11 protein-coding genes are annotated in these 22,106 nt (G+C 60.6%); 2 read left to right on the forward strand and 9 right to left on the reverse strand.

The genetic code is table 11. The annotated features are described in order from the left end of the window. The 9 genes from VMH22_15640 to VMH22_15680 all read right to left on the reverse strand — a co-directional run. The coding region (locus tag VMH22_15640) for a hypothetical protein (protein ID HTW93121.1) at nucleotides 1–265 on the reverse strand (265 nt) is incomplete at its 3' end. An 82-nt stretch (nucleotides 266–347) separates the two neighbouring features. Continuing rightward, entirely contained in the window at nucleotides 348–1,568 is a 1,221-nt protein-coding gene (locus VMH22_15645) for a hypothetical protein (protein HTW93122.1), read from the reverse strand. A gap of 237 nt (nucleotides 1,569–1,805) precedes the next feature. Then, nucleotides 1,806–3,923, reverse strand: a complete 2,118-nt coding sequence (locus VMH22_15650; protein ID HTW93123.1) for a hypothetical protein — start codon at nucleotides 3,921–3,923, stop codon at nucleotides 1,806–1,808. 267 nt (nucleotides 3,924–4,190) lie between these two features. Further along, the gene (locus tag VMH22_15655) at nucleotides 4,191–6,377 is read right to left on the reverse strand and encodes a carboxypeptidase regulatory-like domain-containing protein (GenBank protein ID HTW93124.1); all 2,187 of its coding nucleotides are present in this window, start codon (nucleotides 6,375–6,377) and stop codon (nucleotides 4,191–4,193) included. 333 nt (nucleotides 6,378–6,710) lie between these two features. Next, entirely contained in the window at nucleotides 6,711–8,372 is a 1,662-nt protein-coding gene (locus tag VMH22_15660) for a T9SS type A sorting domain-containing protein (protein ID HTW93125.1), read from the reverse strand. Nucleotides 8,373–8,594: 222 nt separating this feature from the next. Beyond that, on the reverse strand, nucleotides 8,595–15,359 hold the full coding sequence (locus tag VMH22_15665) for a right-handed parallel beta-helix repeat-containing protein (GenBank protein ID HTW93126.1): 6,765 nt from the start codon (nucleotides 15,357–15,359) through the stop codon (nucleotides 8,595–8,597). 342 nt (nucleotides 15,360–15,701) lie between these two features. Continuing rightward, entirely contained in the window at nucleotides 15,702–16,901 is a 1,200-nt protein-coding gene (locus VMH22_15670) for a YCF48-related protein (protein HTW93127.1), read from the reverse strand. 141 nt (nucleotides 16,902–17,042) lie between these two features. Then, on the reverse strand, nucleotides 17,043–17,483 hold the full coding sequence (locus VMH22_15675) for a hypothetical protein (protein HTW93128.1): 441 nt from the start codon (nucleotides 17,481–17,483) through the stop codon (nucleotides 17,043–17,045). Nucleotides 17,484–17,561: 78 nt separating this feature from the next. After that, nucleotides 17,562–19,829 carry a M14 family zinc carboxypeptidase gene (locus tag VMH22_15680; GenBank protein ID HTW93129.1) on the reverse strand — a complete coding sequence of 756 codons (2,268 nt, stop codon included), beginning with the start codon at nucleotides 19,827–19,829 and terminating at the stop codon, nucleotides 17,562–17,564. A 292-nt stretch (nucleotides 19,830–20,121) separates the two neighbouring features. On the opposite strand from VMH22_15680, the gene VMH22_15685 reads away from it, so the two are divergent. Beyond that, nucleotides 20,122–21,504 (forward strand): thiolase domain-containing protein, encoded by a 1,383-nt coding sequence (locus tag VMH22_15685; protein ID HTW93130.1) that lies wholly within the window; start codon nucleotides 20,122–20,124, stop codon nucleotides 21,502–21,504. A 9-nt stretch (nucleotides 21,505–21,513) separates the two neighbouring features. Then, nucleotides 21,514–22,092 (forward strand): hypothetical protein, encoded by a 579-nt coding sequence (locus tag VMH22_15690; GenBank protein HTW93131.1) that lies wholly within the window; start codon nucleotides 21,514–21,516, stop codon nucleotides 22,090–22,092. Nucleotides 22,093–22,106: the final 14 nt, after the last annotated feature.

Here is a 22,106-nt window from a genome sequence, read left to right on the forward strand (position 1 = left end):
AGGGGTCGTACTGCCCTCTCCCGATGACGTACCGCGCCAAGACCTGACCATTGACCATCTTGAGGACTTCGCCGCTATCTTCCACCGTCCAGCGCACGATCTCACTGCCCACTCTCAGGCTGCACGCGGCATTCCCGGCGGCCCATGACGAATCCAAGAGCGGTTCAGCGTCCGGAACCGATTGGCTCCAGCCGGTGCTCGCGCCGATGCCCAGCACGCACACTAGAAACCCGAGTATCCTGGTCATACACAGTCCTTTCTTCATCCGGTTCTGCTGCACCTCACGCGCAACGAGCCGGACAAGCACGAACTCGCAACTTTCGGCCTCCTTTCACTCACTAGTGGGTTTACCTTGTCACGATGACCTCGGTCACGGCCGACGGCTGATGCCCAACGGTTGACGGCCCAGAGCGGACGAAATAGACGTCAGGGGCGAGTCTGCTCACGTCGTTCGCGCCGGAATGCAGGTCGGCCACCTTGCGCCCCGCGGTGTTCAGCAGTTCCGCCCCGTATACTGTATTCTGTCTACTGTCCTCTGCGCCGAGCATCAGCACTCCGCGCACGATAGTCGGCATTGGGTTCGTCGTTCGCAGATCGACGTTCGGCGTTTCCTCGACTCCATCGCCAGAGTATTGGAATATCTCCAGACCTCCACTACCATCCGCGACGTAGGCATGGTGGGCAGCCACGGCCACGCCCTCGGCATTGCCCGGCGTATCGTAGTATCCGAGTTCGAGCGGGTTCGCCGGGTCGGTAACCGAGATAACTCGCAGGCCGGTGCCGTCTACTACGTAGAGGTAACTTCCGGACAAGGCTGCGGCATTGGCCGAGCCAAACGTTATGATGTGCTCGACCTCAACCGGCCGCGTTGGGTCAGCGACCGATATGATGCGAACCCCGGAGTCTCCATCTGTGACGTAGGCATAATTGCCTTTCACGTCAAGGCCGGCGCCACCGACCGGGAGCGCGAGGAACCCAATCTGGACCGGGTGAGCCGGCTTGGAAATCGAAATGACCCGCAGTCCGTCGTCGTAGTCCGGAACGTAGGCGCAGCTCTCAGCCACGGCCACACTGGAAGCGTTGCGCGGCGGATAGCAGTGCCCGACCTCAACCGGAACGTTGGGGTTGGCGACTGAGATGACTCGCAGTCCATTGGTGTAGTCCGCAATATAGGCGTAGCTACTTTCAACGGCAACGCCGCTTGCCCAGTACGTCTGGCAATATCCGACAGCGGTCGGATTCGCCGGGTCGGCAATCGAGACGACGCACAATCCGCTCTGCCCGTCGGCAACATAGGCATAGCTCCCGAGCACGGCCACGTCGTAGGCCTTGTTTGACGTGTTGCAGTGGCCGACCTCGACCGGGTGCGCCGGATCGGCAATCGAGACGACCTGCAGGCCCGAATCCCAGTCTGCAATATAGGCAAAGTCGCCCCTCAGGGCCAGATCCATGGCTGAGCTCGACGTGGCGCAGTGGCCGACTAGTCTGACGTTGAGGGAATCAGCGGCCGACGCAATGCCGACCAGCAGAAGTATCAGACAGAATGTGACTGCGGTGAATCTGCTCATCGTTGACTCCTGGTTATTATGTGATGATCATACGGGAGAAACACACCCGGGAAAACACGACCGGGCGCGACGCCAGCGCGCACGTTAGAAGCCTGAAACCTGTGGTCATCTGCAGTCCTCTCTCGCCCGCCTCTGCCGCGCCATGTGCGCGACGGAGTCGAACGAGCACGAACTTGGCCGCTACTGGCCTCCTCTCAGGGGCGGGCCTGCGCCCGCCCCTGCCTGTCTGCTGCAGATTCATCTCGTCACTATGACCTTGCGGACAACTGACGCGTGAGTTTGCGCCTGCTCACGCACAAAGTACACGCCCGGCGACAACGCCCGAACATCATTCGCGCCGACCTTCAGGTCGAGCACCTTGCGTCCCGACGCATCGAGTAATACGGCCGCCTTGCAGCCGGCCAGGTTCAGTTCACGTTTGACCACGCTGGGCCAAACGCGCAAGGACCTTGCGCTGATATGTTGAACGGGTTCGAGATCCAGACCGCTCGGTTCGGTGACAAGTCGGTAGCGGAACAGCCCACGGTTGCCGAGCGCGGCGTACAGCGTATCGTGGCTGAGCAGTAGTGCTTCGTAGCCTGGGAAGGGCGTCCGCGACTGGTACAAGCATCTCGGCTGAGCGGGTTCGGCTACCGAGTAGACCCCAATCCAAGTCGGGACTGCAGCTACCAGAAGTGTATCCCGCACCGTGATTGCGCCCGAGCCTTGATACGGCTGTGCGTGATAGGGTACCTGTTGAGCGCCAAGTTCGCGTGCATGAAGCCCGCCCGCGATGCTGTAGACCTTGATGGAGTCGAGCGAGTCCGAGATAGTGTAGGCGAGGGTGTCCTGTGCTGCGACGCAGGACGCCAGCCACAGTGAGTCCATCAGCCGGACGGGATTTCTCGGGTCAGACACGTCGAACACGGAGAGCTCATTGGCGCCCACCAGAACCAGATTGCCGACCGGTACGATTGGGTCTGACCACGACTGACCATGGGCCGAGCCGAGTAGCGTAGGGTCGCGAGGGCGCGCAAGCGAGTATACCCGGAATTCAGAGTCGGCCAGTACGTAGCAGAGCGAGTCCTTCAGCGCCGAACGCGGGAAACTGGCCTGGACCTCGGACAGCACTGATGGTCGGCCGGGGTCGCTGACACCGAATACCACGAGGCTATCGTCAACCGAGGCGACCGCGATAGTATCGAAGGCGGAAAGCGCGAAGTTGACGTCCGGTGTGTCCAGACGGCCGACCGAAATCAGCTCGCCGGTTGGGTCGTTGCCAAGCACTGCCAGCCCGGACCGGACGCTTAAGATTGCGTCTTTACTGAGAGCGACGCCGTTGCCTGCCTGTCCGGTCGTCAGGGACGCAACGATGGCGGGCCTGGACGGATCAGCCAGATTGACCACCTGAAGCTTGCGCCAACCGGCAAGGTAGGCGATGGTGTCAACCCATACAACGTCGCGGCAGGGCTCACCCACGGCGGCAATCTCGTACGGGTGCGCCGCGTCAGCCACTGACACGAGTTCCAACCCCGTCCCACGATAGGCCACGGCCGCTATGGTATCTCGTACAACGAGCCGATACGGGGATGAAAAAGGCATGGTGTCGTACACACCAAGCAGTTGCCCGTTCGAAGGGTCGGTGATGTCGTAGATGCGCATGCCGCAGGAACTCCCCTGGCTTCCCATGGCGACCTGATACAGTCTGTTCCCTTCGACGGCCATGCCCGGTTCCCTCAGGTTGTCGTTGCCCCATTCGGCCAACCATCTGAGGTCCCTGGGATCAGCCACGCTGTACACCCCTACGCCACCGAGCCCGATTGACAGAAAGGCGAACGTATCTCGGACCGAGATTCGGTACGCTATTGTCGGCGCACTGACCGAACACAGCAGAATCGGGCTGCGAGGGTCGGTCACGTCGTAACTGAGAAGGCGTTCCCAGGTGGAAACCAGCATAAGGCTGTCGCGAGCCCAAACTGTGGTGCAGGCATCCAGGTCGAGCGAACTCAGTCTCACGGGGTCGGTGGCATCGCTGATATCCCAGATCTCGATGTCCCGGTCCACACTGGGTTCCAGCATCCACGTCGCCATTGCCAGGTACAACTTCGTGCCGTCCAGCCACATGTTGCAGACCTCCGATTGACAGCGGATGCGGTCCGAGACCACTGCGGGTCGGGAAGGGTCCGCTACGTCGACTAGCAGCACGCCGCACCCGGCAGCCATGCAGACCAGATGGCGCGTCGTGTCCATGACGACGGTTGTGCCTTCGCTGAACGGCCAGGAGCCGGCTGGCTCTAGTCCGATGGTGTCCAGTGGCAGGCCCGCTGCCTGCGGCGTGCTCATCGCGAGCACGAGAGAGAGCGCTGTTGCGATCATCTGGCAGTCCTTTCTTGTCCGCTTCTGCCGCGCCCTATGCGCAACGGAGCCGGGCAAGCACGAACTTGGCCGCTACTGGCCTCCTCTCGCGATCCTGGGTTGTTGGGTCTGATTGAGCAGTTACGCACTGCCCGATGCTGCTACTGATGCGCGTCAATCACGCAGTGTTGGCTTATGGTCTCCTCAATTGCTGCACCAGTATAGAATTCTCATTTTCCCTGTCAAGGGTCAACGGGGTAGACATGACTGGATCCTGGACATCGGTCGCTAGAACCTCCCTCCGATGCCGACGAGTGGAGTGAAGGGGATGCCGGTGGACTCGCCGGTGATGATGTTGCCGTTCTGGTCCTCGAACTGGGTCAGGTTGTACGCGTTCTGCTGGTTGTAGACATTGACTATCTCGATGTACATGTATGGGTGCAGCGGGAGCTTGGGCATCTCGTGCGAGAGTTTCAGGTCCAGCCGATTATAGACCGGCACCCGGGCCGAGTTCTTCCCGCCTTCGATGACGAACGGCGAGAGGCCGTGATTGAGGTCAGCGCTGTTGGACTCATTGGGTGAGTTCGTGTAGAGCAGGGGCGTGTAGGGCGCTCCGGTGTTGAGGCGGAATGTCGCAGCCAGAGTCCATTCGGCCCCGAAGGTCTTCTGCACCTGCAGGCTGAAGGAATGCCTGCGGTCGTACTCGTCCCAGAAGAGCATCGTATCCGTGCCCTGTTGTTTCCTGCACCACGCCAGCCCATAAGTCAGCCAGCCGCTCCACGAGGGAGGAAGTGAGGAGGGAGGAGTGAGGAAGGAGGAAGGGTAGGAAGCGGTGAGCTCGATGCCGCGCGCGTAGCCGTAGCCCTGGTTCCCAGGGTCATAGACGTTGTCCTGTCCATCCGTCTTCCAGGTCGGCAGGCGGGAGTAATCCTTGATGTAGCCTTCGAGCGTGAGGCTGATGCTCTTCGCGAGCTTGAACTCGCTTGAGACGGAGTAGTGGTCGGCCTGCTTGGCCGCGAGCGCCCCGGTCTCGAACAACTTGTAGTCGTCGTACTGCTGGTCGAACACGAACGAAGCGCACGAGTTACGCAGGAAGCTGTATGAGTTCTGGTAGAGCCGGCGATATCCGGCCTTCAGGGTGATGTTGTCGGTGATGAAGTAGCTCGCCACGGCCCGCGGCTGCAGCACTCTGTCCGGAGCCCAGCTCACGTCCTCATACCTGAACCCGAGGTCAAGGCCGACCTGCTTCAAGAGCTTGAGATTCATCGCCGCATAGACGGCCCAGGTATTGTCCGCACGTTGGAGGACTTGCGGAGTGAGGAGGTCGCCCGTAAACCCGTCCTTGCCCAACACCGCTCCCCAGTCCAGCTCCAGTTCGTCGGAGACAGTGCCGGTGGCATCAAGCCGCAGGCCATACTCCGACTGCTGCGTGGTCGCCGTGCCCGACCAGACCGAGGGCGTCAGGTCGAAGTCGTGACTGCTGGAGTAGAAGGTCAGGTCGCTCTTTACCTTGCCCAGGTCCGATTCGATGCTGGCGGCCATCGACGTGCCGGACTCGTGCATGTCCTCCTCGACCCCCAGCAGGTCGGAGACGATGTGGTCGGAGCCGTTGACCACGGTCAGTCTGATCCGGTTCGGCCCGTAGAGCGGCATGGACGCCTGCGCATTCACGTCCGAGTACGACGGCTGGGTGTTGGTGCCCGCGCCCATCGGCCCGAATTGCACGTAGTAGAACGTCCGGCGATACGATGCCAGGTAGTCGATGTCACCGAGATTGCCGACGTAGGCGGCTTTCATGTTCATCGGGTCGTAGGCCCAGGCGCCCTCGCCGTGCTCGCTCCGCTTCGGCTCCATCACCGCCACACTCGACAGCGCGTCGCCGTACTGCGACGGGAACACGCTGGGATAGAAGGTCACCTTGCTGACGATGTCGGGATTGATGACGGACGAGAATCCGAGCAGGTGGTAAGGCCAGAGCAACTCGGTGTTGCCGAACCAGACCGAACTCTCGTCCGGCTCGCCGCCGCGCACCGCATAAGTCCCGCTCCATTCCCCGCGCGCACTCTGCCCCACTCCGGGCAGGAAGGCCAGCGACCGCACCGGGTCCTGCACGAAACCGCCCGCGTTGCGCGACAACTGCTCAGAGCTGATCTCGCGCTCGCTGACCTTTTCCTCTCCGCGCCGCGACCGCACGTCCACGCCCTGCACCGGAATCACGCGCACCCTCAGGCGGAAAGCCACCCGTGCCACGCCATAGGCCGGCACGTCCACAGCGATGGTCTCCGGCTCGAAAGCGACGTGGCTGGCCACCAGGCGCCACGAACCAGCATTGACCGGCCCGAGCACGAACCCGCCATTCTGCCCGGTCGAGGCCCCTTCACTGGTGGCCAATATAACGACGTTAGCGCCCGGGACGACGTCGCCCGACGCGCTATCCACGACCGTGCCGCGCAGCAGCCCGGTCTGTCCGGCCAAGATTACTGTAAGTAGGTAGCTAGCGAACAAACACGGTGTTTACTCGATACGCCCTATCTTAGCCACCTCCTTGCCCGCCGTCAAGCCGAGCGTAGTCCCCCAGAACCGATATTGAAGCCACGAAAGCACGAAAGACACGAAACAAATGGGTGTAGGATGCCACAAGTCCGTTTCACTCCGTTTTGGCCTCAGGGGCCCCTGTCTGACAGTGCGTGTCTTCGTGGCCGTCTATTTCGGATTCAGGGTAGTCTGCGGTCATTAGGAATCATCAGGTTGCTGCCCAAATGGCAGGGGCGGGTCAAAGACCCGCCCCTGTGAACCGTTTGGTTCGGTCTAGTGCTCGATGATGAGCTTCTGCGTGGTGCTGAAGCCGTCGGTCGCGACCTTAACCAGGTACACGCCCGCGTCCAGCTTGCGCAGGTCGAGATTCGCGGTACCATTCCGCCCGGCCGTAATCGTCTGCGTGAGCACCTGCCGTCCAGTCACGTCGTATAGGTCAAGCGTCACCAGCCCGGCTTTGTGCAGGCTGTAGTGCACCGTGGCCAACTTCCCGAGCGGGTTGGGAGCAATCGACACCGACGGATGTCCGACAGCCGCGTTCTCGTCCGCGATGCCCGACATTCCCACGGACAATGACCTGACGAGAGTATCGTTTGCAGTGTTTCCGTCAAAAGGCAGTTGGGTGATGCCGGTCATGGTGTACGTGCCTACTGCCGGCTTGACACTGTCGGGAAAAGTCACGATGACCTGTTGACCGGCAGCGACCGGCCCGCTATTGGCCGAGCCTGAGTAGACGGTGTCGCGGGGGGGCGAGTTCCGGACGATGCTGAATGTCACCGGGATGTTGTGGCGGTCAGCAAGACCCGCATTCCTGACGACGACCTGCGGGCTAAATGTCGTGTTGGAGTCAATCTGCTCCTGCGGGACGGTGATGTCCTTCACCGCGCCGTCGAGCAGCGGGCTGCCGCAGTAGGCGTCGATTCCGAAGTCCACGGATCTGTCCGTCCCGAAGACCCCCCATCGTTGGTGACCATCACCGTATATGCCCCAGTCGTTGCCGATATGAATCGTGTCTTTCATCGTATCCAGCGCCAAGCATGGGTAGGGCGGAGTGACACTCGTCTGGTAGTAGGACACGAAGAAGGTATCGTAGTCGACCACCACCGGCGGGTCAAAGTGCGCCTCATTCTTGCAGAAGGTCATCCACGTGTCAGCGTGAAGCTTTCCAACCCAGGCACCGAGCTCTCTCCCGGGGTTGCCGTGGGGTGAACCTTCGTCCGCGTACACCCTAACCTCTGCGTCGTAGTCCTCCGCGGTGTCGCTCTGCCAGCGTGTAATCCAGAGCACGGCCTTGCTTATGGTCAGCGGCCGCACCGGCGCCGCAAACCTCTCCGCAAGCTGGCTGCCCGCGGCGACCCAACTAATGGCGTCCTCGAATGTCCCGTCGTTGTAGGTGAGGTGTTCCACGCCCCACCACTCCGTGACGGCGAAACGGCCAGCCTTCCGGTCGTTCGACGTATCCTGGTCCCCGGATAGTGCCGTGGCCATCGTGTCCAAGTACACGTTCTCCTGAGCCGGTGCGACCCAAGGTGGGAAAGCAACCGTGTCGACGCTGCCGGAATTGAGACTCGCAACATGAACAGTATCAGGCCCGTAGACTCTTGCGCCGGCCGCGGAATCGTACACAACACAGGTGACCGGAATGTTCGTCTGGGTCTGCGTACCGAAGTTCTTCACCTCAGCGCGCGGGAACACCGTGTCGCCAGATGGGACGTACTCGCCCGGCGAGAGTATCTTCGAGACGCCAACATCGTTGTTGTACATGAGGTGTGCGACCCGGAGTGACAGTGCATGAGGGTAGCTATGGCCGGCCAGGTCCGATATCCCCGGAATCGAAAGCGCACCTATGGCGCTCGGTCCGTGGCCTGTCAGGCCTGCGGCCAATCCTACCAAGACCAGCAGGCAGCCTATTGCGGTCAAACCTTGCCTGTACACAACTACCTCCTTCTGGATGGCTATGCCCGCCAGTCAGCGTGCGAGCTTCGTGCCCGCCGTTCCGGGGGCAAGCTATCGCAGTTGTCCAGCCACAGTATCGGCTGGGCTGCCTTGATTGTAGCCCTCCCGCCCGTCATTGTCAAGCCGTCTGGAATCCTAAGGCTGCCGCCCAAATGGCAGGGGCGGGTCAAAGACCCGCCCCTGTGAACCGTTTGGTTCGGTCTAGTGCTCGATGATGAGCTTCTGCGTGGTGCTGAAGCCGTCGGTCGCGACCTTGACCAGGTACACGCCCGCGTCCAGCTTGCGCAGGTCGAGATTCGCGGTACCCGAACGACCGGCAGCCATCGTCTGTTCGAAGACCGTCCGGCCGGTCACGTCAAAGACCGACAACGTGGCCAGTCCGGCCTTCGGCAGGTTGTAGCGCACGGTCGCGAGTCCGCCCATGAGCGGATTCGGAGCTATCGCAAACGACGGGTTCGCGATGTCGAAGGTTCCGGCAGCGACGCCGTCACGGTTCGGCTCACGCGGAGCCGGCATGCCCCAGAACGGACGGAAGCGCCAGAACTCGTTCGTCCGGTTGCCCTTGAAGGCAAACATGCCCGTGTAGGGATAGTGGGTCAGAGCGCCGCCCGCCGAGACCCTTCTTCGGGAGCCGGTATTGCCGATTGTCGGAATCGAAGGCATCGCCTGCCAGGAATCGCCCTGCGTGTAGTAGCGCCAGAACTCGGTGGTGTTGCCGCCCTTGAGCGTGTAGATGGCACCATCTTCGGAAGTCGTAGCGCAGGAGCCGTCCTTGGCTTTCTTGGCACCTTCCGGTCCGGGAACCGGCATCGGGTGGATCTTGACGTTGGTGAGCCACGTATCGGCGTCGGTATTGAACTCGTACATCTCGTGGTACTGCGCCTTGAAGACGTAGAGCACGTGGTTGGTGGGGTCGGGATCAGGAACCATCCATGAACCCGCGTTGTATTTGAGGTGGTAGCCGGGTCCGGCCGGAGCGTTGAGCAACGTCGTCCAGCTGTCGTTAGCGGGGTTGAACTTGTAGAACTCGTTCCGGTAGCCTTTGAGCAGGTAGACGTAGCCGACATCCTTCTTCATGCCCCAGGCGAGCGCGGCGCCTTCGCGCACCTTCTTGCCTGATGACCCGTACGGCACGTTCGCCATCTGGATCCAGGTGTCGGTCGCGGCGACGTACTGATAGAACCCGACGGTGTTGTTGCCCTTGGTCAGGTAGAGCTTGCCGTTGCCGTCGGTGCAGAGAGCCGAACCCTTGTACGGCATCTTGCCCTCGGCGCCATACGGTTCCTCGGCCAGAGTGACCCAGGTCCCGGTCGCCACGTTGTATGAGTAGAAGTCGCCCGACTTGTTACCCTTCGACGCGTAGATCAGGTCGGTGCTCCCATCGTAGGTGAGACAGCCACCGTCCTTGATCGGCTTGCCGGAAGGTCCCTTCGGCAGAGGGGTCATTTCAGCCCACCCTGACGGCGCCGACGACGAGACGATGCCGGAACCATGCGCCGTATCGTTGACCGGATTGCGGTCGTAGTTGTGTATCGTGTAAGCAACGACCTTGTAAGGACCCACCGGGCTTGCGTCCCAGGCCTCGGTGAAGACGTGCGTGACGGTGTCCCCGGCTCCGAGTACGATGCCGGTCTCGGTTGTGTCGTAGTCGGTTGCCGTCCCGCTCGTGATGATACACCGGAGGCTGAACGTAGCCGGTGAGCGACCGTTGTTCTTCAACATGACGGTCGGATACACGGTCGTGTCCTGGGCGATGTGACCGTTCGGTTTCACCATCGCCGTCGCGCTCAGGTCAATGCTGACCACTGCACCCGTAGCGTGCGCGGTGTCGTTCGTCGAGTCGTCATCCATCGCATTCATCGTGTACGCGGTGACCGTGTAGTCGCCCAGCGGGTCAGCTTCCCAGGTCTTGGCGAACACCCGGGTAACCGAGTCGTGGGGAGCGAGATGGATACTGGTCTCGGTCGTATCGTAGGCGGTCGTCGCGCCGCTCTTGATGAGGCAACGGACGCTGAAGTTGGCGTCGGCGGTGCCGTAGTTCCTCAGTTTGAAGCTCGGCGCGATTACCGTGTCCTCGATGATGGTGTCCTTCGGCGACAGCAGGGCCGACACTCCGATGTCGAGGTGCTGGACATTGAACGACTTCTGTACGTAGTTGTTGGTCGAGTCGTAGTCACCGCCCTTCGTAACCCGGCACGCGCCCGTATAGTAGCCGTCGACGGTCGGATTCCATGACTTGAGGTAGGCCAGTGTCTCCGTTTGGCCCGCGGCAAGAGTAACGCTCTGAATCGTATCATAGACGAACGACTCAGGGCTGGCCGTCTTGAGGCCAGGAACCTTGCCGGTCTGGGAATTCGTGCCGGTAAGCCCGGTCGAGCCCCGGCCCGGAGTACCCGCGAGTGGAGCGCCCGAGCCGCTGTTGCGGGTCGTGCTCTGCCCTGAAGTGCTGCCGATTCCCTTGCTCGCGCCGTTTTGCGCGGTCGGGCCCTGACTCAGGCCCATGCCGACCGCTGCGCCGACACTGCCTTGCGCGACCAGACCTCGGCTCTGGGTCCTGCCAACCTGACTGCCGACGTTGGTTTGTGCGGCGAGGCCCTGGCTGGGCACGCTGCCCACCGGAGCGACAGCGCCGCTCGCGGGAGCAGAGTTCTGGCCTGCGGGCTGACCGGACGGAGCGTTGCTCAGCATGGAGGCTGAATCCAGATTGATGGTGAACTCAGCATTGAACGTAGCCGGCAACAGGCCGTTGTTGCGGAGGATGGCCTTCGGATTGAGCGGCCAGTTCCGCCAGAGCGTGCCGACCGGCGCGAGGATACCGTACACCCCGACGTCCACCGGCACGATGATGAAGTTCGACCTGGCCGTATCGTTCGACGCCACCGTATCACAAATCAGCTTGTGGTAGGACTTGGCACTGTAGTGCGAATCGGCGACGGTCGGAACAAATGCGGTGAAGTTGATGGTCGCCGAGTCGCCGGGGTTGGTCGTGCGCTGGGCCGAGTCGAGGTAGACCTGCGTGCCGTTCCGCGCGATGGCCATGTAGACGTAGTAGGTCGCCGAGCCCCTGCCGGCGACGTGCTTGAACGCCACGCTGGGCACGATGGTGTCGTAGTTGGCGTGAGTGCCGGTCGGCTGCAGTATCGACCGGGCCGCCATGTCAACCAGGACCTCGTCGGCTCCGATGTCCGGCGTGTTCTTCGTCCGCGAGTCGCCGTCGATGTCCGTCGTGAACGGAGCATAGGCCCGGCCGGCGTTGATGCACGGCGACATGACGCCGATGTGCGCGTCGGTCGCGCTGACATACTGCGGGTCAGCGTTGATGCTGTTCGTGTCCCTGAGTGACAGCGCCTGCCAGGCCGCCAGCGTCATCGCGCCAATCGGTGAATGGTAGATAACGCCGGATCCGCCGCCGTTCAAGAAGTAGTCGTTGTTGTTAGTCGTGGTTGGGTACGTGTCACCGGTCGCCGCCACGTAGTTGTACAGCGCATACGAATTGGCCTGGAAGATGTTGTCGTTGAGCTTCCAACTGAAGTCGTAGGAGGCGTAGACGCCGTATGAACTGGAGGCGCTACCGCGGAAGGTGTTGAACACGATCTGCGGGTTAGTCTGGTAGTACAGGTAGAGGCCGTAGCTGGTGTAGCCCCTGATCAGGTTGTTCGCCACGACGTTGTTCACGCCGTACGGCGACGTCGTGTAGCCGTACAGGTAGATGCCGTAGCTCGAGGTGGCGTTGATGGTATTGTTGAGAATCGAGTCGTAGCTGCCGTAGTTTGAGTAGATGCCCGAGCCGTTGTTGAAGATGTTATTCTTGATACGGAGAGTATCCTCGTAGTATGAGTAGACTCCGTAACTGGAGGTCGTGAAATTGTTGTTGGCAATGACGTTGCACCGGCTGTAAGGCGACGAAGTGTAGCCGTACGCATAGACGCCGTAGGAAGAACCGGTAGTGGTGTTGCTAAGTATCGAGTCGTAGCTGCCGTAGTACGTCATGATCGAGTAGGAGCCGCCGGTGAAGCTGTTGTTCTTGATGCGCATGCTGTCCTCGTAGTAGGTGTACATGCCGTAGCTGCCGCCCGAGAACGTGTTGTTGGCGACGATGTTGCAGTGGCTGTAGGGCGCGGAGGAGTAGCCATAAAGGTACAGGCCGTAACTGGAAGTCGCGGTAAGGGTATTGTTGGCTAGTGTATCATAGCTGCCGTAGTAGGACATGATCGGGTTCGGACCGTTGATGATGTTGCCCTTGATGCGCATGCTGTCCTGGTAGTAGGTGTAGATCCCGTAGCTGGTGAACGCGGATATGGTGTTGTAGGTGAGGAAGTTCCGCTTGGTGTAGGACCCGACCGTGGAGTAGCCGTAGATGTACATTCCGTACGTGCCGCCGGTGATGACGTTATAGGTGAGTGTGTCGTCATCCGAGTAGTAGCTGTAGATGCCGTAGTACGTGCCGGACGACGGGCCGATGATAGTGTCGTAGGAAATGGAGCACGTATCGCACCCATCATAGGGCGACACCGACGTAACGCCATACATGTAGATGCCGTAGGTCGTGGACCCGGTCATCCTGAACCCCGTGATGCGCACGCGTTTGTTGCGCAGCATGTAGAAGTTGTACGCGTCGCCCCCTGCGTCCAAAGTCGCGCTCTGGCCAGGATAGACCCGGAAGGTCAGCCAGTTCGTGCCGTTGGCGAGTCCATACAGGTTGACTGAACCGGTATACGTGCCGTTGTAGACGTCGAACTGAACGGCACCAGCGAAGCCCCGCACCGCGAGTGCGTAGACTGCCTGGGTTACGCTCGTGAAATCGCCGCCGCCTGCCTGCTTGATCGTATACACGCCGCTCATCGGGCCGCCCCAGTTGAACGTGTGCTCGTCGGCACCCATGTCATACTTGCCCGGCCCGGGAGCCGAATCACGCAACTCCTGGTCGATGTCGCGGGTGATACCGCTGATGTTGGTCGCCGAGTCGATGCAGGGCGAGCCGTCCTGCAGGTGCGGATTCACGACGCTACCGACCTTCGGGTCGCGGTTGATGCCGTTCGCTTCGTATCCGCCGGACCGCAGGGTTGCCCAGGTCTTGGCGCTGTTCACATACGCGATGTACGTGCCGCTCGGATACCAGTAGCAGTTATAGTTAAGGCAACTGGTCGGTGGCGTCGAACTGCCGTACAGGTACATCGCATAGTACGACGTCGTGGTGTTACCATTGTAGAAGATGTTGTTGCGGAATGTGGGCGCGGTCTGGTTGTAATAGTACTCGTAGACGTCGTAGTTGCAGCTCGGGCTGTAGATGGTGTTGTAGTAATACAGGTTACCCGAGTTGTAGTACGAGTAGATGCCGTACGACGTGAATCCAACGATGAAGTTGTTGATGAAGACGTTCGGTCCTGAGGGATAGGCCGCGGAGGCGTAGGTGTAAATGCCGTAGCTGGAGCCCGCGTAGAGCTGGCAGTCCACGACCGAATCATAGTTGCATGAATAATACAAGTAGATCGGGTTGACCCCGTTGAAGACGCAGCGCCGGAAGGTAATCGTGTCGTTGCCCTTGTAGGCCGCAGAACCGCTGGTCAGTGTCTGGCAATAGGCGCCGTAGCTCGTGTAGCCCGAGAATATCAGGTCAGTGAACTTGACCTTGCTCACCTGAGTCAGGTACGCGTCGTACGAGGTGGCGGCGTTTATCACCACCCGGTCGGTCACTCCGGACGCCGTGTGAGCCTTGATATTCAGGAAGTAGCTGCCGTTGTACAGGTCCACCAACCGGATCTGCTCATTGTACGTCCCGGCGTAGACCTCCAAGGTGATGTCCCCGGCGAAGCCTTTGCCCCAGATGTCATACATGGCATCGAAGAAGGTCTTGTAGTTGCCGGTGCCGTCCTTCTTGATGGTGTAGGTGCCGCTCATTCCCGTGGGCGGGCCGGTGTACTCGTCCGCGCCGATGTCCGGCCAGTTCGAGGTACGCGAGTCACCGTCAAAGTCGGTCGTGATGCCTGAAATCGTGTCGCCGGCATTGATGCACGGCGAACCCGCTTTCAGGTGCGGGTTCCACCCGCCGCCGCAGATCGGGTCGGCCGAAATGCTCAGCGAGTCGTACCCGGTCGCCTGCCAGGCGGCCAGGGTTGAGTAAGTCGTGCTATTGTAGTAGGCAACACTGGAGGAAGGGTAAAGGTCGTTCCTTCTGACTGTCATATGGTTCAGGTCCAGCGTGCAGCCGGTCGAGAAATAGTAGCAATAGCTGGTGGGCATCTTGAAGATGTTGCCCCTCATTTGCCAGCGCGTGCCGTAGTAGGCGTAGATGCCGTACGACGGGCTGCCGACGATCGTGTTGTCGTAGAGCTCCAGCGAGTCGTTGTAGTACGAATAGATGAAGTAGCTCGTAGGACCCCAGCAGAAGTTGTTCGAGGCGTGGTTATGCTTCGAAATCGGCGACGACGTGCCGTAGAAGTAGATGCCGACCGACGTGGAGCCGAAGGTGCAACCCACGACTGAGTCGTAGCTGGCGTAGTACATCATCGCGCCGTAGCTGCCGCTCATTATCTTGCAGCCCTGGAGCTTGGTGTTGCTGGAATAGTAGTCGTAGATGCCGTAGGACGAAGGACGCAGCGTCAGGTTCTTGATCTTGACGTTGTTGGTGTAGTAGATGTAGAAGCAGTAGGACACTGAGGTCCCGCCTACAATGACCTCGCCCTGACCGGGCGCCTTATCGAAGGTCACGCTGTAGGTGCTGTCACCCGCATAGTTCTGCAGGTAGCAGATACCCTCGTCGTAGGTGCCTGCAAACGCCAGGAAGGTGACGTTGCCGCTCAACCCTCCCTGTGTCTGCAAAGCGTTTCCCGCCGCGACGAACGATGGGAAGGTGTCAGCCATGGTGACACCCTTCTTGATATAGTATGTCCCGCTCATTGTCGCCACCGCCGTTCCCACGGTGAGCAGCAACAAAAGCAGGGCGAGCGATGACGTTCTTTTCGCCATCTATCCGCCTCCTTTGAATCGATCCGTTCCTTGCCTCGGCATCCGCGGCAACGGACCTGCGCCTCAGAGCCCCGCCCTGGAGCCCGTGTCTGTACCCTTGCTTGGCAGTGAGGAGTAACCCGTTGCCGGGTGCGCTGGCCGAATCTTACCCCCCACCCCTCCGATGTCAAGCACGGACATGAGCACTACGTGCCGGGTTCGGCGCGTCAATCCCGCGGCATAGCCGCGCGGTCAGTCGGAACACGCCGATTCCGGCCTATTGGCTGTCTTCCGACGACTGAGATGTCCTGAAAAGTCTGCCCGCGTTTCCGCGGGCAGAATGGAGAGATGCGACTGCTCGACCTATCTGGCCACGACGACCTTTCGATTGACTATGTTCCCGCGATCACTCAGCACGCAGAAGTAGATTCCCGGCGCCAGACGACTGACGTCGTTCGCGCCAGGCCTCAGGCTCAGCACCTTCCTGCCTGAAATATCCAACAGACTTGCGGGTTGCGGCTGGTGACCTGAAGCTTCCGGCAGGAACAGCACGCTACGGACCACCGATGGAACGTTCGCCGCCAACCGTGCCTCGCTTCCGGCTTCGGTTACGTCGAGCATCCCGCCATCAGTGGTCTTGATTATCGTCCCGTTGGTCCCGACGGCGTAGCCGGTCTGTTCGTCAACCGGGAAACAGATCGACCAGAGGAACTTGGACGTACCGGTGCTCTCCGCGAACCAACTCTCTCCCTGGTCGGTTGACTTGTAGACCGCGCCGGACGCACCGGCCACGTATCCAGCCAGAAGGGTCGGGAAGCTGACCGAGGCGAGGTAGTCACCCGTGCCGGTCGGCTTCGGAACCCAGGTACCTCCGCCATCGGTCGTCTTCATGATGAGGCCCGATGACCCCGCTACGAAACCGGTGAGCGGGTCGTCAGGGAAACAGAGACCGGAGAAATCGTTGTTGACACCGGAAGGCAGGACATCCCAGTTGTTTCCGCCGTCCGTCGTCCTGAGGAGCGTGCCGGCCCAACCGGCGGCAAACCCGGCCCCGGCATCTCTTGGGAAGTCGACTGTGGTTATGGGTTGGCCCGGGTTGACGGCAAGCTGAGTCCAACTGGCGCCTCCGTCCGTGGTCTTCAGAATTACCCCCTGGCCTGAGTCGCCGCCGGAGACATAGCCGGTGTCGGCGTCAATCGGGAAACAGATGGACCGAAGGTCAACAGTGACGCCTGAAGACTCGCCCACCCACGTTGCGCCTCCGTCCGTGGTCTTTGTTATCTTGCCGCCGGACGCCACGACGTAGCCGGTCATTGGGTCCATCGGGAACTGCACGGCCATCTGCTGACCCGGGTGCTGGCCATGCAGGCTATCCCATGTGACACCACCGTTGGTCGTCTTGAGAATGAGCCCGTTCATGCCGACCGCGTAGCCGGTGGTCACGTCTACCGGGAAGCAAACCGCGTCCAGTTGCGTCGCCGTGCCGGAGCTCAACGGAAACCAGACGGCTACGGCTGGCGCAGCCAGAAGGCAACTTGCGAGCATCAGAGCACAGACTCTCATCTCTTCCTCCTAATCTGTTGACAGCTGCATCGGCGGCCGTCCGTGGCTGGAGAACAGCGGCCCGGCGCTCTTCGCCGACATCCCTTGCCCAATCGCGGACAAACTCAGGATGGCTCGATCCGGACCAAAGTCGCCGACCCTTCAGACGGCGCCTTGCAGGATTATCGTCGCGCTTTGCAACTTGTCAATAGTGAACACGAGACCGGTTACAGATTCCGGATTGACGAATGCTGACTGGCCGGAGGCCGAAACCACAGGCGTCCGACTGGCCTGGTGCAGGCGCTCGATGTAGCGGCCGAAGGCTACTTCCATCTTCATGCGGTCTTTGGTCTTGATGAACTGCGGAACGTGGACTTCCATCCCGTTTTCAAGCGTGGCCGGCTTCGGTGCGGAGTCGACGTCGCCGTGCAGGGACGGACCGGTCGAGGCAACCGTTCCTCGGGACAGAGCAGCCGGGTAATGCTGGCAGTCAAGGCAAACACCAAGGCAAGACCCGAAGCACGAAACTCGGAGGACGATTGAAATCCGAATACCGAGAGCGTCCAGCCTCTGGTCATTCGGGCTTCGAGCTCCAATCGGAATTCGGGCTTGTGGCTTCGAGGTTGCCCTAACAGCAACGGGGCGCGGACAAGCCGCGCCCCGTAAGTCATGTGTATCGACCTAACGTATGACCGTCACCCGCGCAGTCGAGGTTTTGCCGGCCGACAGCCTCACGTAGTAGACCCCGGCCGGAACCTGTCTGCCGCTTCCGTCTTTGCCGTCCCAGTCCGATGTACAGACGCCGGCTTTGGACGAACCCGAGACCAAATTCCTCACCCGCCTGCCGGTAGCATCATACACAACGAGGCTGACTGGCCCGCCGCGCTCGATTGCGTAGTTGACCCTCGTGCCGTTCAGAACTGGGTTCGGCCCGACCTCTAACACTGAGGTGACGGACTTCGCTGCCGGCTCCTGAACGCCGGCAAGTCCGGTCACTACAACGCCGTGGAGTGGCCCGTAGTCGTTCCAACCCCAGGCGGCGTTGTGGCCGCGCACGCGGTAGTAGTAAGTCCCGACAGAATCGACGACCGCAGTGTAGAGCGTATCGGCGATGCTGTCAGTTACGACCGTGTCGTTCGCGAATGTAGGAACCGGCCAGACGTCGTCGACATAGACACCGGCGCGGGTCGTTGCGTCGTCGGTCATATAGCGGAACCGGACGTACACGGACTTGCCGGCCCACTGGTCGAGCGAGAAAGCCTTGTACAACCAACCGCTGGAGTTGCCCGTGAACCGGTCGTGGAGCTGAATCCACTCTTTGCCTTCGAGCGACACCTCGGCCACGGTCACGTCATAGTTGGTTTCGGTATTGTACCATATCCAGTATTTGAGCGAGTCGCCGGCCTGGACCGGGTACGGGTACTTGGTTTCACAGTAGTTGGAAATGTTGTTGCCGGTGCCAAGGTACATCGAGTGGGTACCACTGTGCTTCTGCGTCGTTGACTGGCTGGCGCCGTGCAGAGTCCAATTGCTGACGCCTGACTCCATGCTGTCCGTGACGACGGTCAGGCCGGTGAACTGTTCGAGTCCCCATTTGTCCGGGTGGTTCTGGTCCGGACGGGTCGGAGTCCAGTGAATCGGGATATAGCGGGAGCCCGTGGTATCCACGACCGTGAGTATCGGCCTCGGCACCATGCCCTCAAGCGCATTGATGATGGAGTCAGAGTGCTGGAACAGGTAATAGTCGCCGCGGAAAGATGCATTCTGGATGCTGTCCAGGTCCTGTACCGGCTGGTAGAAATCGGTACCCAGCTCGGTCGTAAACGACATGCACGGAAATCCACCGACGGTATGGCCCCAGCCGTAAAACCAGTCATCGGAACCGTCGTTCGTCGGGTACAGGTAGTTGGACTGCTCTGGAGTGTAGGTGCCGCCACCCAGCCTGCCCATGCGGCTGGCCATGCCCGTTGCGAGAGTCTTGAGGCAAGAACTGTCCGGCGCCACGGTCCCTGTGCCGAAGGGCCAGAGCACGTCCTCGCTGTACGTGTGAACGCTGACACACGCAACCACCGTGTGCTGTTTGAACCACTCTGTGACGGCCTTGATTTCGAGGCCCGATGCGCCGGAGGCGCCCATGAACACGAGGTCGCTCGGGTTATGCGTGCTCTGCGTCCCGTTGACCATCGAACCCCAATCATCCATGATGCTGCCCATGCACGTACCGTTGAAGTTGCGGTTCGGGTCCGTGCCGATTTGCCCGCCGAACGGCTGCCGGTCCTTGCGCCACATGTATCCGCTGTCGGGGCCATACGGGGATGAGTCGTGGTCGTACTTGTAGCCGTCGACATTGGTTATCATGAACACGTGGAGCTGGTGGTTGTCGATGAAGTGATGGAACCCGGTGTCACTAGCATAATAGTGGATCAGCGTATCGCAGAGATGTCGCACCGCTTCTACTCCGCCCCATTCACGGGAGTGGACGATGCCAAGCTCAAGACATTCCGGCTTGCCTTGGGCTGCGGTAGAGGCGATCTTGAGTCCATAGATCCAGTTGTTGTGATAGGTAGGGCCAATGGACTCAAACTGGCATATGCTTGAGTAGTTCGCAGCCCACGCGCGCATCATGGAGTCAAGCTGGGCCGTTGTGTGGTACGCGCCGGTCAGGATGGCCTCACGCTGCACGACGCCCATGTCGTCGTGAATCACAGTGACGGGCAGTCCGCAGGCCTCAACCGTGCCGAAGTCCGACCGGTCGAGCAGCAGGTCATAGGACTGTCCGGACTTGGCGCCGGCAATCTCAATTGACGTGCCCTTAAAGGTGATATGGGAACTGAGCTCCTGGAAGTTGCGCGCGCCGACGCGCACCAGGATCGGACCGGCGCTCGCCGAACCAAAGAGCAGGACAACTGAAAGCCACAGCGCGGTCGCAGAAGAGCGATTGACCATCATGCCTCCGAGACAAAGGTTATGCCAAAAGCAAAAGGATGGCTTCCAGTCGGAGCGCCGGGCACCGGCTGGACTCGAGCAGCCCGGACGCCGCTCGAATGCCACCAGTCAATTCTAGACTGTGTCGTTCGCCTGTCAAATCTGTCTCTGCGCCGGCCAATTCCTTGACTTGAGATGCCTTTGATTTATTATCCCCTCTCACCCGGACCGACGTCCGGCAACGACCTACGACAGGCTATGTGAGTTATTAACCCGGCCCCGCCGGTCTGGCGCGGCCGATATCAGGAGGAAGCCGATGATCAAGTTCAAACCCGGGAACCTCCGTGTTCCCAAGTTCCAGCGGCCGGTGTACGTGGTTGCGGGCGGCACCACCGACTACCGCAAACGTTACCCGGAATACAAGCTGGAAGAGCTCGCGATGATGGCCTTCAAGATGCTGCTTGAGGAAAACGACCTCAAGATGAGCCCACTCGATGTCAAGGGTCTCATCAACATGGCCTGCTACGGCGAGTTCGCGGACCACTTCCAGGACCAGCTGCTCTGTGAAGCCAAAATCCACGACTATCTTGGCCTCGACCCGCTGCCCAACATCGGCGTCAAGACCGGCGGCGCGACCGGCGGTTACACGACCCTCGCCGGCGCGAGCATGATAGCATCCGGCTACGCCGATTGCTGCCTGGTGATGGGCTGGGAGCGGATGGACGAAGTCGACACGAGGACCGGCAATTTCTACATCTCCACCGCCGCCTGCAAGGACTTCGAGACCCGCCTGGCCCGGATGTACGCCGCGTACTATGCGCCGATGGCCCGCCGCTTCTCACATGTATTTAACGTGAAGGAAGAAATCCGCGCCAAGATCGCGGTAAAGAACAGGCTGTACGCCTGCTCGTCGCCCTTTGCCCAGAATCCGGGCAAGCATACGGTCGAGGAAGTGCTCAACGGCAAGATGATCTGCGACCCCTTGCGCGTGCTTGAGTGCTGCGTGATGTCGGTCGGTGTCGCGAGTCTGCTGCTCTGCGACGAAGAAACCGCGTACAAGCTCTCCGACCACCCGATGCGCCTCCAGATCTGCGGCGGCACTCACACCCTGCGCGTGGCCGACCGCCGGAACATGGAAGTGCCCCTGCTGCCCAACGAGACGCCCGGCCAGTACGACTGGATGGAGAAGCAGTACCACGAACCCTACCCGGGATTCCAGAGCTTCCTCGCCTCGCGTTTCGCCTCCTACATGGCCTATCGCATGGCTGGTATCAACGAGCCGATGGAAGACCTCGACCTGGTCGAACTCCACGACGCGTTCACCATCTCCGACCTGCAGACGTACGGTGACATCGGCCTGCGTCCCTACGGCAAGGAAGAAGACTATATCACGTCGGGCGACGCCTACTACGGCGGACGTTGCCCGTCGAACCTGTCCGGCGGGCTGCTCGGCACCATGCACGCGGTCGGTGCAACCGGCATCTTCCAGGGCATGGAGTGCTTCTGGCAACTCCAAGGCAAGTACGACAAGTTCCACGGCGAGCCGAGGATGTGGAAGCGCTTCGGCAAGGAAAAGCTCAAGGACTGGAAGTCACTCCAGATTCCAAAGCGGCGACGCGCCCTCTGGATATCCCACGCCGGCGTCGGCTCGCACGTCACCTGTGGTATCCTCGAGAACCCTGAAGAAGTGAAAGGTTAGGAGGCGACAGTGAAGAAGATGAAGAAGGCTGTGAAGAAGACCTCCAAGATCATCAAGCCTGCTCCGAAATCCAAGGTCCCAGCTCGAAAGTCCAAGGCCACTCCCGACATCCGCCTGACCGGCGTGCCGATGGTCGTAGAGAAAACCGACCCGGCTATGGTCATTCAGTGGCCGCGCACTATCGTCCACCACCACACCTACGGCCTCCTCTCCCCATTCTTCGAGGGCCTGAAGAAGGGCGTGCTCCGCGGCGTACGTTGTCCGAACCCTCGCTGCGAAGCGAAGGGCATCTGGCTCCCGCCTCGTGCGGACTGCCCGGACTGCCACACCCGAATGAAGTGGGTTGACCTGAAGAACCCGGTTATCGGCGAAATCTTCACGTTCACCCACGTCGAGTATCCGGGCAATGGCATCGAGATCTCGTATCCCTACTACCAAATCGACGTCAGAATCCCGGGCTGCTGCACCGTGATGAAGGGCTACCTGGTCCGCGGTGAAGCCAAGATCGGGATGAAGGTCAAAGCCTGCTTCCGCACCAGGGCCTCGACCAACACCATCCTCGACCTCCACTGGGAACCGGCCGAGTAACCTGTACAGACTGA

This window comes from bacterium, from assembly GCA_035505375.1.
GTDB lineage: Bacteria > Hydrothermota > Tepidihabitantia > Tepidihabitantales > Tepidihabitantaceae > UBA2258.

Excerpts from the sequence above, each read along its gene's own strand:
- VMH22_15650 (HTW93123.1), bottom strand. The coding sequence starts at position 3,923 with ATGATCGCAACAGCGCTCTCTCTCGTGCTCGCGATGAGCACGCCGCAG.
- VMH22_15680 (HTW93129.1), bottom strand. The coding sequence starts at position 19,829 with ATGATGGTCAATCGCTCTTCTGCGACCGCGCTGTGGCTTTCAGTTGTC.
- VMH22_15685 (HTW93130.1), top strand. The coding sequence starts at position 20,122 with ATGATCAAGTTCAAACCCGGGAACCTCCGTGTTCCCAAGTTCCAGCGG.
- VMH22_15670 (HTW93127.1), bottom strand. The coding sequence starts at position 16,901 with ATGAGAGTCTGTGCTCTGATGCTCGCAAGTTGCCTTCTGGCTGCGCCA.
- VMH22_15665 (HTW93126.1), bottom strand. The coding sequence starts at position 15,359 with ATGGCGAAAAGAACGTCATCGCTCGCCCTGCTTTTGTTGCTGCTCACC.
- VMH22_15645 (HTW93122.1), bottom strand. The coding sequence starts at position 1,568 with ATGAGCAGATTCACCGCAGTCACATTCTGTCTGATACTTCTGCTGGTC.